At 52.6% G+C, this 14,077-nt stretch carries 13 protein-coding genes and 1 riboswitch; of the genes, 6 read left to right on the forward strand and 7 right to left on the reverse strand.

Going from position 1 to position 14,077, the window contains the following annotated elements:
* Positions 1–74: 74 nt before the first annotated feature.
* From EYC87_RS03510 to pnuC, 3 genes are all read left to right on the forward strand, one after another.
* The gene (locus tag EYC87_RS03510; protein ID WP_341474969.1) at positions 75–884 is read left to right on the forward strand and encodes a putative RNA methyltransferase; all 810 of its coding nucleotides are present in this window, start codon (positions 75–77) and stop codon (positions 882–884) included.
* Positions 885–934: 50 nt separating this feature from the next.
* Positions 935–1,037, forward strand: a riboswitch (TPP riboswitch).
* Positions 1,038–1,101: 64 nt separating this feature from the next.
* On the forward strand, positions 1,102–3,240 hold the full coding sequence (locus EYC87_RS03515) for a TonB-dependent receptor (RefSeq protein ID WP_279251640.1): 2,139 nt from the start codon (positions 1,102–1,104) through the stop codon (positions 3,238–3,240).
* A 173-nt stretch (positions 3,241–3,413) separates the two neighbouring features.
* The gene (pnuC, locus tag EYC87_RS03520; RefSeq protein ID WP_279251641.1) at positions 3,414–3,989 is read left to right on the forward strand and encodes a nicotinamide riboside transporter PnuC; all 576 of its coding nucleotides are present in this window, start codon (positions 3,414–3,416) and stop codon (positions 3,987–3,989) included.
* Here pnuC and EYC87_RS03525 read toward each other — a convergent pair.
* Entirely contained in the window at positions 3,982–5,289 is a 1,308-nt protein-coding gene (locus tag EYC87_RS03525; protein WP_279251642.1) for an MFS transporter, read from the reverse strand. The genes pnuC and EYC87_RS03525 overlap by 8 nt on opposite strands.
* A gap of 39 nt (positions 5,290–5,328) precedes the next feature.
* Between EYC87_RS03525 and EYC87_RS03530 the strand changes: the two genes are divergently transcribed.
* Together EYC87_RS03530 and EYC87_RS03535 are read left to right on the forward strand one after the other, a co-directional pair.
* A complete protein-coding gene (locus tag EYC87_RS03530) occupies positions 5,329–6,135 on the forward strand; it encodes a glycerophosphodiester phosphodiesterase (RefSeq protein WP_279251643.1) in 807 nt (268 codons plus the stop codon).
* Positions 6,136–6,231: 96 nt separating this feature from the next.
* A complete protein-coding gene (locus EYC87_RS03535) occupies positions 6,232–7,539 on the forward strand; it encodes a DEAD/DEAH box helicase (protein WP_279251644.1) in 1,308 nt (435 codons plus the stop codon).
* Here EYC87_RS03535 and EYC87_RS03540 read toward each other — a convergent pair.
* From EYC87_RS03540 to hexR, 6 genes are read right to left on the reverse strand one after another with little or no spacing between them, the layout of a single operon-like run.
* A complete protein-coding gene (locus EYC87_RS03540; protein WP_279251645.1) occupies positions 7,536–9,344 on the reverse strand; it encodes a long-chain-acyl-CoA synthetase in 1,809 nt (602 codons plus the stop codon). The two genes, EYC87_RS03535 and EYC87_RS03540, sit on opposite strands and share 4 nt — an antisense overlap.
* On the reverse strand, positions 9,341–10,108 hold the full coding sequence (locus EYC87_RS03545) for an endonuclease/exonuclease/phosphatase family protein (protein ID WP_279251646.1): 768 nt from the start codon (positions 10,106–10,108) through the stop codon (positions 9,341–9,343). Before EYC87_RS03545 ends, EYC87_RS03540 begins: the two co-directional genes overlap by 4 nt.
* Positions 10,109–10,111: 3 nt before the next feature.
* A complete protein-coding gene (locus tag EYC87_RS03550) occupies positions 10,112–10,663 on the reverse strand; it encodes a CDP-alcohol phosphatidyltransferase family protein (protein ID WP_279251647.1) in 552 nt (183 codons plus the stop codon).
* 6 nt (positions 10,664–10,669) lie between these two features.
* Complete coding sequence (locus EYC87_RS03555) at positions 10,670–12,184, reverse strand: PQQ-dependent sugar dehydrogenase (RefSeq protein ID WP_279251648.1); 1,515 nt, start codon at positions 12,182–12,184, stop codon at positions 10,670–10,672.
* Positions 12,181–12,387, reverse strand: coding sequence for a hypothetical protein (locus EYC87_RS19445; RefSeq protein WP_423243961.1), 207 nt, complete (start codon positions 12,385–12,387; stop codon positions 12,181–12,183). The genes EYC87_RS03555 and EYC87_RS19445 overlap by 4 nt, the downstream gene beginning before the upstream one ends.
* A complete protein-coding gene (hexR, locus tag EYC87_RS03560) occupies positions 12,384–13,220 on the reverse strand; it encodes a transcriptional regulator HexR (protein WP_279251649.1) in 837 nt (278 codons plus the stop codon). Before hexR ends, EYC87_RS19445 begins: the two co-directional genes overlap by 4 nt.
* Before the next feature lie 220 nt (positions 13,221–13,440).
* Here hexR and eda point away from each other — a divergent pair, with 220 nt between their 5' ends.
* Positions 13,441–14,052, forward strand: coding sequence for a bifunctional 4-hydroxy-2-oxoglutarate aldolase/2-dehydro-3-deoxy-phosphogluconate aldolase (eda, locus tag EYC87_RS03565; protein ID WP_279251650.1), 612 nt, complete (start codon positions 13,441–13,443; stop codon positions 14,050–14,052).
* Positions 14,053–14,077 lie beyond the last annotated feature (25 nt).

The following is a 14,077-nucleotide window of genomic DNA, read 5'->3' on the forward strand; positions in this document are numbered from 1 at the left end:
ATACGCTATCTTGAGCTGGATTATTCGCACATAGCCCATACAATATCGTCTTCCCATTGCACTCGGTCCTTCTCTTGAACTGGATTTGCCCTAACTGTCACAAGCCACTCCTGCAGGAGAGGAATTCTCTTTTGTGCGAAACGGGACACTGTTTTGACTGTGCCCGGGAGGGTTATGTCAATTTACTGCCCGCGAGCCACAAACGCAGCAAGGATCCGGGTGACAATCGCGAGATGATAGATGCCAGACATCGGGTACATCAGGCTCGCCTTTATCACCCGCTTGCCGAGAAGATCGGCATCATTATGAAAGCGCTGATAGGCCAGAATGCGCTGGTTCTGGACCTGGGGTGCGGCGAGGGCTACTACAGCTCTGTACTCCATCAGGTGGCAGGTAAGCTAAGAGTTCACGGTGTTGATGTCTCCAAGCCAGCGATTCGCATAGCCGCCAGGTCCTGCCCCAACGCCCACTTTGCTGTGGCCAGCTCCTTTGATGTTCCGTTGGCGAGCAGGTCGGTAGACGCTGCGTTCAGCGTATTTGCCCCAACCGGCGCAGCGGAGTTGGCGCGTTTGGTTCGGCCCGGAGGTTATTTCCTTGATGTGTCGCCGGCACCGTCTCATCTTTGGGAGTTACGCGAACTTTTATACGATAATCCCAGGGCGCACGAACAGGTAGTAAGGGAGCTACCCTCTTTTGAGCAAGCGAGCAGCGAGGCCGTCGAATTTATTTTAGAACTGACCGCTGAGCAGCTGCGAGACCTGGTTGCGATGACGCCCTATGCCTACGGCGGACAGCGGGAGAACAAAGGGCAGCTAGCCCGGCTGGACGCACTGGAACTGCAGGTGGCCTTTTCTCTCTATCTGTACAGGCGCCTGCCTTCCTAGAGCCGACGCTATTCATTGATTGCCGGAGCGTTAAAGATGGTCTAGAATTTCCGCTTCCTAAGGGGTGGCCACTGCGCCTGAGATGTTGCTTACAGCAGACCCTTTGAACCTGATCCGGATAACACCGGCGTAGGGATAGGTATCTGCCTTTGGCGTCGTCCATGGCCTGTAGCTCTCCACCGCCATCCGGGTCTCTGCTTAATTCACGGAGACCAAGATGAAATTTTTTCCTCACAAAACACTGCTGGTATTTGCGCTGGGCGCTACCACTTTTTCTCTTGCTGATGAGCTCGAAGAGGTGGTCGTTACCGCCGACTTTCGTGCTAGCGAATTAATGACCAACGCATCAAGCGTGAGCATATTGGGGGAGCTTCAAATGCAGGAGCGGGGCGCCCAGCACCTGGAGGACGTGCTCAGTGCTGCGCCTAATGTCAGCTGGTCGACCGGTGCCTCCCGCAGTCGTTTCGTTCAGATTCGCGGGATAGGTGACCTGGAGCAGTATGCAGAGCCAAAGTATTACCCTTCAGTGGGGGTGATGGTCGATGATTTGGAGCTTGGCAGTGCCGCCAACGCAGGCATGCTTTTTGATGTTGCCCAGGTAGAGATCTTACGCGGCCCCCAGGGCACTCGCTTTGGTGCTAGCGCTCATGCGGGCATCGTCAAGATAAACAGTAACGCCCCGACCAAAGAATTTGAAGCTATGTTGCGTGGCGGTGTCGGTAATTATGGCGCATACAACTATGGTGCAGTGCTTAGCGGCCCGCTGGGAGAAAGCATCGCTGGCCGCATTGCCCTGCAGCAAAACAGAGGCGATGGCTATGTTGAGAACGAATACAAGGGCAGTAACGACAGCAACAAATTTGATGAAGTCACGGGGCGCGGGCGTCTGGTGTGGCAGCCCAATGATAGTGCGAGCTATGAACTGGCGCTGTTCAGTTTCGATGCCGAGAACGGCTACGATGCCTATTCTTTGAACAATGATCGCTATACCTGGTCCGATCAACCCGGAAAAGACTCGCAGGATACGCTTGCCCTTAGTGTAAAAGGTCAGTGGGAATTGGGCGCCAGCAATACGCTGCAGGCCGTTGCTACTGATTTGAATGCGGATCTGGGTTATAGCTATGACGCCGACTGGATCTCGCCAGAAGTGTGTGAGATGAATGCCTGTTCTTTTGGTCACGACACCGCGCAGGAAAGATTCGATCGTGATCGCGACCAGACCACATTCGACTTACGCTTGCTAGGCGGCTCGGAATCGATGGCTCGTGGCGACTGGCGCTATGCATTCGGACTATACGGCAATCAAAGCAGTGAGACACTGGACTATGCGTATCCTAGTGCCTGGTATGGTTTGTACCAGAGCGTGAGCGACTATGAGACTGATCGATATGCAGCCTACGGAGAACTGGAGTATGCCTTCAGCGATGCGTTAACGCTTACCGCTGGGCTTCGCCTGGAACGCTTCGAAGATGAGTACAGAGACAGCAATGGCGTCGCTCATGCAGGTGAAGACGATTTGTACAACACAGAATTAAGTTTGCAGTACAGTTTCAGCGACAACGTTTTCGGCTACGCTACGCTGGCTTTGGCCAGTAAGCCCGGTGGCGTTAACGTGGCTGCCAGTTCCCAATACGCGTTTATGAGCCCTGACTTTCAAGGTTTTATGACGGGCAAGCTGCGCTTCGAGGACGAGACCCTGCTGAATCGGGAGTTAGGCTTGAAGCTTCGCGCGCTTGATAACCGGTTTGAGTTGCGAGGCGCTTTGTTCTATGCCACCCGGAAAAACGCACAGTTGGAAAACTGGATGTGGGATGACGCAGCAGGGCTTTGGATAGGGTATCTGGACAGTAACTCAGATTCCGACAGCTATGGCCTCGAGTTGGAAACTTCTTTTGATGCAACAGACGCTATTGAAGTCTTTGCCAACCTGGGCTGGTTGGAAACACAGGTGGATGACATTACTACCTTTGACCTCGATCGCTGGGAGTTTGTTGTCAAGGAGGATCGAGACCAGAGCAAGTCACCCGGTTACCAGTACAACGCAGGAATTCGTGCAGTGCTGCCAGCGGGTGTTTCCGGGGTTTTGGAGGTCGAAGGGCGCGATGAAAGCTATTTTGGTTACTACCACGATGGCAAGCTGCAATCGTATGACCTGCTCAATGCCAGTCTGAGCTGGGCAAACGACAGCCTCCGGTTGAATGTCTGGGGGCGCAACCTGACTAACGAAGACTATGCGACCCACGGTTTATATTTTGGCGCCGATCCTCGGGATGACTTTGGTGCCTGGAGCAATCAGACATATTATCAATTGGGTGCCCCGCGCACTTATGGCCTGGACATCTCCTGGTGGCTTTAGCCAGAGTTTAGCCAGAGTTTAGCCAGGCCCTTGGTATTCATTGGCTGTCATGTAAACGGTCCTGTCGCAGGCGCCGGAGGTGTTACCGCCAATGCACAAGGTCAGCGATTTAGGTCCGGGTTCATAATGGCTAGTTTGAAAGCACAGAACGCTTAATTGAGTGGGAACGGATTATGGCAATGAATACGTGGATAGAAATCTTCGCGACCTTCGCGGGGCTCATCTATATCATGTTATTGATCCGCGAAAATATCATCTGCTGGCCTTTTGGTATTGCCGGGTCGCTGCTTTCAATTTACCTGTTCATTGATGGCAAACTTTACTCTGAGGCGTTTCTCTATTCTTACTATGTGCTTATGGGCGCATGGGGCTGGGTGCGCTGGAGTCGACGCAATAGCATGATGGATAATCCGATCGTGCGTTATGCTCCGCCAACTCATGTGCTTATTGTTCTGCTGTCCTCGCTGGGTGCTGTCGCCTTGGGCGCTTTTTTCAGCAATTTCACTGACGCTCAACGGCCCTACATTGATGCGTTTACCACTGCGTTCAGCTTCGCGGCTACTTACATGGAAGTGAAGAAGGTGCTGGAGACCTGGATCTACTGGATTGTGCTTAACCTGGCGTCTATTTGGCTGTATATGGATCGATCGCTGGATATATACGCCGGCTTGATATGCGTCTATGCAGTAGTGTCTGTGTGGGGCTTGATCCAGTGGACACGCGCTTATCGGCAGCAGAGTTTTAGTTAGCTCTGGCTGCAGCGGCATGCCCGCGCTGTTCTTTGACGGTCAACAGCACCAAAAGCCCCACCACGAAAAACACCAGAGTGGAGATCAATGATAATTGATGGTCTCCGCCACTAAGTCGATTGATCACCCCATAGCTGATGGGCCCCAGTATTGCTGCGGTGCGATTAGCTAAGCCCCACAGACCAAAAATTTCCCCGTTATGGGATACGGGTGTCAGCTGTCCGATGAGTGCTCGTCCACCCGCCTGGGTAGCGCCCATGGCAAGGCCTATCATGTTGCCAGTAATCCAGATATCGGCCTCGGAGCTGGCTTGCAGGGCCACAGCGATAGCGAGAATCCAGATCAACAGGGCTGCGACCAAGCTGTTAACCGAGCCGAAGCGATCCTGAGCGAAACCGAACAGGAAGGCACCCACCGCAGCGGTGAGATTGACTACCATGATCAATATGATTAATTGCTGGCTGTCAAATTGCATAACGTCCTGGGCGAAGATTGCAGCGGTGACAACGACCGTGGCAACGCCTGCCTGAAAAAGCACAATGCACAGCAAAAACCGGAACAAATCGGGCAGTTGCCTGGCATGGCTTAAAGTGGTCAGAACATGGCCAAAACCAGCGCTGATGTAACCTTTTCTCGGTGGCAGTTTTTGTGGGGTAGCTCTTTCCCGCAGCCATACAAACGTCGGGGTTGCAGTGACGGCAAACACGATTGCGGTAATCAGCAGACAGACCGGCACATAATGTGTAGCGTCCAGTCCGCGCCCTGTAGCGTAGTTGATGTAAGCCAGGCAGCAGCCCAGCGTGAGCAAGCCTCCGAAGTAGCCCAGGCTCCAACCATAGCCGGAAATTCTGCCCATATTCTTGTTGCTGGCAATTTCAGGTAAAAAAGCTGCGATCAGGTTTTCCCCACTGGTAAATGCGACTGACGATATTGTGAGCAAAAGAACGGCGAACGCTACATTTTCAGGTCCTACTGTGGAAAGTAGTGCTGTTGCAGCCACACATGCAACGGATGATGCGAATAAAAAAGCCTTCTTGCTGGCGCGAAAGTCTGCAATTGCGCCGACAATAGGCCCACTGATTAATACTATAAAATTCGCAGCGGCAATCGCCAGGGTCCATAGTAGCGTGGCAGAGCCTGGCTCACCGCTATCAAGCTCTGCCGCCACGACGCCAACGAAATAGGCACTGTAGATGGTGGTCAGGACCACAGTGGTGTAGCCTGAGTTGGCAAAGTCATAGAACGCCCAGGAGATAATTTCCCGGGCGGGAACGGGTTTACTGGCTGGGCTTTCTGTCACTGAGCGGGAGCCTTGTGTTGTGTGCTAAGGAATGAAAGCTTGAAAGAACACCTGCAAAATTTAACGATGTTACTGGTGGACCTGGTAATGGCAATTGTCCCCAGGGCCGTGCCTGATAATACCGCGCTGCGCAAATGCAAAATTATCTCCCATCGCGGTGAGCATGATAACCGCGCTGTGATGGAAAATACCTTGCTTGCCTTTGACATTGCAAGGGCAGCCGGGGTTTGGGGCGTTGAATGTGACATTCGATGGACCAGAGACCGGATACCTGTCATCTGCCATGACCCTTCTACCGAGCGCGTATTTGGTAAGGCGATATTAATTGAATCCGTAGATTTTGCAGATTTGCGAGAGCAGTTGCCGGCCGTCCCCACGCTCGAAGAGGTGGTTGCCCGTTACAGCGGCAATACTCATTTAATGCTGGAGCTCAAAAGTGTATCTGTCGCCGATTTTCAGCAGCAACGCAGTGCGCTGCAGGCTGTGCTGAGCAAAATCACGCCTGGAGAGGACTTTCACGTGCTTTCATTGGAACCCGAGTTGTTCGCTGTGGTGGATTTCCTTGAACCACGATTTTTATTACCGGTGGCACAGACAAATACAGCCAGCTTGAGTCAGGTCAGTTTGCAGAGTGACTACTGCGGCCTGGCCGGGCACTACTTGATGCTTTCAGAGAGCATCAGGCAGAAACACGTTGCTGCCGGGCAGATGGTGGGCACAGGGTTTCCGCGGTCTCGCAATTGTCTGTGCCGTGAAGTGGGTCGTGGCGTCGAGTGGATTTTTAGCAATGATGCGGTGTATTTGCAGGGCCAGCTTGCCGCGCTACGGGCTTCACCCAAGGCTTGATGGGCGCTGTCAATTGAGGTTTTTATCAACTAATATTCCCGCCCGCCGCGTCAGGCTTTCGCCTTTGCGGAAATTAATGGGTATGAGAACTCTTTGATGACATTCGATCAACTCGGCCTTTCATCTGCGCTGCTGCGCGCGATTGAAAAAAAAGGCTACAGCGAACCATCACCCATTCAGGCCAAGGCCATTCCCGCGGTGTTGTCCGGGAAAGATGTAATGGCTGCAGCGCAAACCGGCACGGGTAAAACGGCTGCGTTCACCTTGCCTATTCTGCAGCGTTTGAATGCAAGCGCTCCCATCAAACCACACCGAATCCGCGCGCTGATCTTGACGCCTACTCGGGAGTTAGCAGCGCAAGTGGCCCAGAGCGTTAGCAACTACGGTCTGCATATGCCGCTAAAGTCGGCAGTGGTGTTCGGTGGCGTGAAGATTAATCCGCAGATTGCTCAGCTGCGGCGAGGTGTCGATATCCTTATTGCTACCCCGGGGCGTCTCCTTGATTTGCACGGCCAGGGTGAGCTTGATTTTGGAGAGCTTGAAATTCTGGTGCTGGATGAAGCGGACCGTATGCTGGATATGGGGTTTATCCACGATATTCGCCAAATTCTTAAATTGCTGCCAGCTGAGCGCCAGAATTTGCTTTTTTCTGCCACCTTCGCTGCGGAAATTCGTGAGCTGACAAAAAAGTTCTTACAGGACCCGATAGAAGTAGAGGTGGCTTCGCGCAACGCCACTGCCGATAAGGTGGAGCAGTGGGTCTATCCGGTAGACAAGAAACGTAAAGGTGCCCTGCTCAGAGAGCTGGTAGAAGAGAAATGCTGGACCCAGGTACTGGTTTTCTCTCGCACTAAACATGGTGCAAATCGTCTCGCCCAGCAGTTGGTTAAAGCCGGTATTGAGGCAACAGCCATTCATGGTAATAAAAGCCAGGGAGCGCGCACGCGCGCACTCGAAGACTTCAAGAGTGGCAGTCTGAGAGTGTTGGTCGCTACTGATATTGCCGCCCGAGGTCTGGACATTGCGCAACTGCCCCAGGTCGTCAATTTTGACTTACCTAATGTCGCCCAGGACTACGTGCATCGGATCGGTCGCACTGGCAGGGCAGGTGCATCCGGAAAGGCTTATTCACTTGTAAGTGCTGACGAAATCAAGCAATTAAACGATATCGAACAGCTCATTCAGCGCCACCTGCCGCGTGAGTATATCGACGGCTTCGAACCTGAGCATGAAGTGCCCGCGAGCGCTCCTTTACGCAAACCCAGACAGCCTGGACGGCGACCGCCCAAGCATTCCGGCGGTGGCAGTAATGCCGGTAAGCACACAGCCAAAGGTCGCGCAGGCGAGGGGCACAAGCGTCCCAGACGACGGCGTCCAAGGGCGGGTTCGGGTAACAGAGCTTAGTAGCCCCCTTCGCCTGCCAGTATCTTGTCGGCAAAATCATGGCTCAGCGGCTCATAGTGGTCGGAACCTGGTTTCATCACATACAGGGTGTCGCTGACTTTAGCCGGGTCAAAGCGCTGTTCGCGTAGATCCCCTTTGAGCATCTTGAAGGTACCGGTAGTGTCCATTTCCGGCAGTATGCGCAGGAACCGCGGGCGGGCGTATGAAGGAAGTTGCTCACACACCAGTGCTGAAAAGCCAGCTAAATCCAGCTCGCTGACTCCCTCTTCTAACAGTAATGCTGCCATACCGGCTCTGCCGTTGGTATTTGGCACTTCCACGCCGTAGACATTGCTAAATGCGATTTGTGAGTAAGTGTTTATGGCTTCACCCACTTCATTAGTGGAGACGTTCTCGCTCATCCAGCGGAAGGTGTCGCCCACACGATCGACAAACTGATAATGCGGTAGACCGAGAGCAAAGCCGACATCAATTTTTTTCAGCAGGTCTCCCGTATTAAACCACGCGTCACCGTTCTCGTAGACGTCGCGCATGATTTTTTGTTCTGTCGCTTCTTGGCTGGTGTAGCCCTCAAAGGCATTGTCTTGTGTGATCTTTCCTAACAGCAAACCGGCTTCTCCAACGTCAGCCTCGATACAAAACCCCTCGGTATTTTTGATAACCTCGTCTGCGTCTACATCGTACTTAACCAGAGTATGAGGCAATGTGCTGGTGCCAATAGTACAATCCTTATTCAGCAAGTTGACAAAGCCCATGTTGCCTTCGCTGCTGCCGTAAAACTCCGCAACCCTTTGGATGCCGAAACGCTCCTTGAATGCCAGCCAGATATCGGGTCTCAGGCCATTGCCCATAACTGTCGTCAATGGGCTGTTAGAGTCGTCTTCCAAATCCGGAGTGCTAAGCAGGTAGCGGCAGATCTCACCGATGTATAAAAAGCTGGTAGCGCCGTGTTCTCGCACCTCAGTTAGAAATTGACTCCCGGAAAATTTCCGTCGAAGAAGAAGACTGGCACCCGTATTAAAAGCTGCGCCAGCTCCCAGGAAAAGTGCCGTGCCATGGTAAAGGGGAAGGCATAAATAAATTCGATCGCTGACGTCACAGCGCAGGCCCGCCACGGAGCCGACCGTGGAGCTTTGCAGGAAGCGTCGATTGCTTATGACTGCGGCTTTTGGCATTCCCGTTGTGCCCGAGGTAAATATGTAAAGCGCATTATCTGCGATAGTGTTCAGCAGTGTTTGTTTGGGGTTGGATGCGTTTTCATACTCACTTTCTTGAGCCAGGTTAGTGGCCCAATTTGGGCTCTCTGTCACGTTTTGATCGGGAACGTATATCCAGGTTTTAACCTTATTGAGGTCTGCTTCGAGGCGAACCTCGTCTATCGTGGATAGCCGCTCTTCACCGAACAGGCACCATTGCGTATCTGTAATTTCCATGCAGTGCGTAAGCGCTTTGCTCTTGAGGTTGGTGTTAATCAATGCTGCGATGACGCCAAGTTTGTTCAGCGCAAGCAGGGTACCTAAAAACTCGATGCGGTTTTCCATAAACAGTGCGGCGCAATCGCCTTGCCTCAGTCCCATTCCATGCAGGGCGTGGGCGTATTGATTAGAGAGCGCATTGAGGGCCTTCCAGTTTAATTCCCTACCTTCGAAAACGACGGCACTGCACTCTGGGTACCTTTTCGCGAGAACTTCTACCCGCGCTGAAAAGCTGTCTGAAGTGGCAGATGGCTTGGGTTTCATCGCCTTCGCCAGCTTAGCTAGTGTCGGAATTTGCGCCAGAGCGCCGGCTACATTTTTTATAGTCATGTCAGCTGAAATACTCCAAATAGTGCTGCGTGATCTGATAGGTCTCGCCAATGGCCGTTTGCAAGGCGGCGGCAAGAGATTGGTTTTAGGCCTCGGAAATATACACGATCTACGGGCAATAGCGGCGCCCATACTGGAAAAGTGCGCGCATGGCGGCCCTCAAGACTGACAAATAGTTCTGCCAGTCCAAGGTCATCATGGAGGTGATTCTCGGCACGTCGACGCCAGTCATTAAAATCGCCGGCAATGATCATCGGTTCATCGCGTGGCACGTTTTGGTCAATGCGCTCGGTGAGCGTTTGCAATTGCTCGCGACGCTCCTGCTCTAACAAACCAAGGTGAACGCACAGAGTATGCAGGCGTGTTTTTTTGTGGGGCAGTTCGATGACGCCATGAAGAATGCTGCGGCTGGAGCGCGGGAAAATGGAGACATCAATATTTTCCCAGCTGATAAAGGGGTGCATGCTGAGAATGGCATTGCCATGGTCACCCTTTCGGTAAATGGCATTCTGTCCGTACGCAAAATGGGGCCATGCCTGATCCGCCAGATACTCGAAGTGAGGTTGGTCCGGGTAGGAGAACTTCCGCTTTTTAGCTTCGCTTTTGATAGCCGTACCGTGTATTTCCTGCAGAAATACAATATCTGCACCAGTTTCTGCAATACGCTCGCGCATGGACTCCAGCATAAAGCGGCGATTTCCACTGCAATATCCTTTGTGAATATTGTAGGTGAGAATATGAATTTCTTTTGTGCCGCCTGGCATCGCTTAGTGCTCAGTCCGTTGTTGCAGTGCTTTTTTTGTCCAGGCAATTATATAGTCCAGACCGCTGATGGTGGCGATTATAATCACCGCCCCGGTTGTGATGAATATAAGTTCTTCTGGTAGTGCCGGCAGTAACTGGAAAGCCAATACCAACAGGCAGAAAAAGATTTGAACGACCATGTTTATCTTGCTCAGAGGTCTTGCGCCGAAATCAAAAGAACCGATAAACAGGCGATAGCAAAGAGCACCACCGACGATCACGAGGTCCCGGATAATGACAATGACGGCCAGCGTCCAGTCAATCAGAGCCACATTTGCCAGGCAAATAAAGGTGACCAGTATCAGTAACTTATCTGCGATTGGGTCAAGGGCTGCACCGATGGGAGAAAAGTAGTTCAGGCGGCGTGCGGCAAAGCCATCCAGCACGTCAGTTATTCCCGCGATTAAACCAACCCAAAGTCCAAGCTGATATTCATGACGAAGTATCAGTATGCCTAACGGTAGCGCCAGCAGGAGGCGCAGAGTGGTTAATGCATTGGGCAGGTAGTTGAGCATACGGGTCTACTGCCCTGAGTCTGAGATATCCTCTGGTTGCAACAAATAGACAGCAATTTGCTTCTGTTGCAGTTCCGTCAGCGGAAACAGGGGCATTGGGGCTCGCGCCTCGCGCAGGGATTCGATAACAGCATTATAGCCCAAGCGTTCATTCAGACCCTTCAGCGATACGGTGGTGCCTATCGATTCGTGGCAGCTTGCACAGTTGTAGTGTTGATAAAGCTGTGCGCCTTCAGTCGCCATTGCAGTCAGGTTTGACGTTGCGAGCCAGGGAGGTGCCTGCTCATCTAACTTGTTAACGGAGCGACCTGCGATATTGCCCTGCAGCCCCGAGACCTCCTGGCTTATGCGGTAGACTGCGCCTGCATAGTCATCAGAGACATACACTGCAGCATCCGGACCCTGCAGCACATCGACGGGGCGGCCCAGGATGTCGCCATCCTGGTTGAAGCCCGACAGAAAATCCCGTTCCTCAATGCCCGAGTTTGTGAAATGCAGTGATACGACCTTATAGCCATCGGGCGAGCTCCGGTTCCATGAGCCATGCAGCGCAACCAGAGCGACGCGTTCGAAGTCGCCTTTCCAGGTACTGGTTTCTACGAACGTCATGCCCAGCGGCGCATTGTGGGCTTTGAAGCCATGTGCGGGGGACGTGGGTGTACGATTAGCTGCCTGTGGGTCTGGGCCCATATCAGGATCTGGAACATTGTTGTCGTTGAAGTAGGGCCAGCCGTAGAAATTACCTTCCTCCACCAGGTTTAACTCGCAGACAGGGAAATCGTCTCCGAGAAGGTCTCGGCCATTATCAGTGGCGTATAAACCATTGTCCCAGGGAGACCAATCGAAGCCCACGCTATTGCGCAGACCGGTAGCAAATATTTCGCCGCCACTGCCATCGGGATTGAAGCGCATCATGGTGGCACGACGCTCGTCCTCTTCCACGCAAACGTTACAGGTCGAACCTTGAGCAAGGTAGAGCTTGCCATCGGGGCCAAACCGCAATGTCTTGCTCCAGTGATTGCCATCGCCAGTCAGGCCGGTGATGATACTTTCGTAGTCACCGATTGCCCGTCCTTTGTCAAAGCGGACACGACCGACCTGCTCTCGTTCGGCAATATAAAGCCAGCCCTGGTGAAAATCGATGCCCTGTGGCCTGTTGAGTCCATCCACGACTGTTTCCAGCCCATCGTGGCGGCCGTCACCATTTTTATCTTCGCGCAGGAGTATCACGTCTCCTTTATGTGGGCGGCTAACCAGAAGGTCTCCCAGGGGCGTGAATCGCAAGAAGCGAGCTTTAGGGACGTCGTCGGCATAGACCTGTAGAGTGAAACCAGGCGGCAGCTGGTAAATACCGTTATTGCCGGATTCGTCAATCGATGGGCTTTCGACCCCGATGCCAAACTGTGTATTGGCAATCATTTTCAGGCTGGAGGCGCTAATCACGCCACTATTGACTAATAGCGCCAGAGGAGCGCCCAGCAATAAAATAAGTACTAGTAATGCGTATGCCAGTTTCTTCATATCAGTCGTTTTCTCAGTAGTTTGTTCACTTCAATAGCCATTAAGCTGGGTAAAAGGCAAACCAGGATTAAGAGCCACCATTGAGCCGGGAAAGGCGCTGTGTAAAACAGGGCCTCCGCTTCCAGGGTCACAGTATGAATAAAGCGTGTAGCGGTGGAGAGAATGATAACCCCAATTAGCCAAGGATTGGAGAGGGGGGTTATTGGCGAGTCTGGCTCAAATTACGTTTGACTTCCTGCAGATGGTCAGCGAACGCTTCACCTTGCTCCAGCGCCAGGCAGGTGGCAAGTATGTCGACAATAACCAATTGGGCGATGCGCGAAGTCATCGGTGTATATCGGTCTGTGTCCTCGCCACTCTCGACACCCAGTACCAGTGGGCAAGTATTGGCAAGGGGAGAGTGGGGGCTGGTGATGCCAGCAACCTGGCAGCCTCTGCTGACCGCCAGCTCTGCCAGTTCGATCATGGCAGTAGTGCGACCGGTATAGGAAATGCAAATGAGTAAATCATCTGCGCCCAGCCCTGCTGCAACGACTCGCTGATTAATGATGTCGGTATGGGCCATTATCGGTATCGGGAAGCGCAGTAATTTGTGCTGTGCATCCAGCGCTACTGACGCTGAAGCGCCGAGCCCGCAAAGGGCGATGGAACGAGCATTGCTCATGGCAGTTACCACGTCCTGCAGAGCAGCTAGATCGAGGTGGTCCTGAGTATTACTGAGACTTGCCTGCGTGCTCTCGAAAATCTTTGCAGCGACTTTTGCAGCAGAATCATCGGGGTCAATGTCCCTGGTCATGCGGGGTTGCTTGCGCGCCAATTCTGCGGCCAGAGATAATTTGAAGTCCGGAAAACCTTTGTAGCCAAGGCCGGTACAGAAGCGATTAACAGTAGGTTCGCTGACTCCCGCCTGAGCAGCCAGCGAGGCGGTAGTGGAGGCCAGTATGGTTTCTGGATTGGCAACTACGCACGCGGCTATTTTGTGGGCCGATTTACTGCGCTTGCTGAGAGGGTCGGCAAGGTCGGTTAACAAGGTCATTGCCTTTTCACTCCGCTGGCTGGATAAATATGTAATAAAAGTACTATAAGGTGTCTGTTTATATTATGCATCAATAAGTCAAGAAAGATGAATTTTTGAGGAAAAATAGTGCTAATTATTCGTTTTTATCTGCAGTTTTGAGGTATTTAGGTAATTACTTGCAGGATTCTTTGTAAAGGGCTAAAGTTCTTTTATGTAATAAAATTTCATAAGGTGATGCGTGTACGAGCATAATTTAAATGAATTTCGGGTTTTGCCAGTGGTAACGGCCCGCGATGTAGAGTCCACCGTGGCCTTGTCCAGGGCTTTGATGGCGGGCGGAATGCAGGCCATTGAAATTACTTTGCGAACTCCCGCAGCACTGGATGCCATTGCTGCGGTGAAAGAAGCGCTGCCAAAAATGCTGGTGGCGGCGGGCACCGTGACTACCATTGGCGAACTGGAGCAGGTTGTTGCCGCCGGGGTGCCTCTGGCCCTGAGCCCGGGAGGGACGGACGAACTGCTGGCGGCAGCGGCGCAGGCGCCTCTGCAATTTATCCCGGGGGTTGCCAGTGCCTCTGACGTAATGCGCGCAATGGATTATGGCGTCAAGGTATGCAAGTTATTCCCGGCGACTGTGTTAGGGGGACAGTCTATGCTGAAAGCACTGGCAGGGCCGTTTCCCGATATGCGCTTTTGTCCCACCGGAGGATTGAACCCAGATAACTTTCGCAACTTTCTTGCCCTACCAAATGTTGTTTGTTGCGGTGGATCATGGATGGTATCTGCCGAGTTGGTAGACAATCAACGTTGGACTGATATTGAACACCTGGCTCGTGAGGCTATGAGCTAACACTAGTGGAATTCAGGAGAGTAAG

Origin of the sequence: Candidatus Seongchinamella marina, assembly GCF_026262685.1 — a bacterium.
In the GTDB taxonomy this organism is placed as follows: Bacteria; Pseudomonadota; Gammaproteobacteria; order Pseudomonadales; family Halieaceae; genus Halioglobus; species Halioglobus marinus.

Excerpts from the sequence above, each read along its gene's own strand:
- EYC87_RS03555 (WP_279251648.1), bottom strand. The coding sequence starts at position 12,184 with ATGAAGAAACTGGCATACGCATTACTAGTACTTATTTTATTGCTGGGC.
- EYC87_RS03550 (WP_279251647.1), bottom strand. The coding sequence starts at position 10,663 with ATGCTCAACTACCTGCCCAATGCATTAACCACTCTGCGCCTCCTGCTG.
- hexR (WP_279251649.1), bottom strand. The coding sequence starts at position 13,220 with ATGACCTTGTTAACCGACCTTGCCGACCCTCTCAGCAAGCGCAGTAAA.
- EYC87_RS03515 (WP_279251640.1), top strand. The coding sequence starts at position 1,102 with ATGAAATTTTTTCCTCACAAAACACTGCTGGTATTTGCGCTGGGCGCT.
- EYC87_RS03535 (WP_279251644.1), top strand. The coding sequence starts at position 6,232 with ATGACATTCGATCAACTCGGCCTTTCATCTGCGCTGCTGCGCGCGATT.
- EYC87_RS03540 (WP_279251645.1), bottom strand. The coding sequence starts at position 9,344 with ATGACTATAAAAAATGTAGCCGGCGCTCTGGCGCAAATTCCGACACTA.
- EYC87_RS03545 (WP_279251646.1), bottom strand. The coding sequence starts at position 10,108 with ATGCCAGGCGGCACAAAAGAAATTCATATTCTCACCTACAATATTCAC.
- pnuC (WP_279251641.1), top strand. The coding sequence starts at position 3,414 with ATGGCAATGAATACGTGGATAGAAATCTTCGCGACCTTCGCGGGGCTC.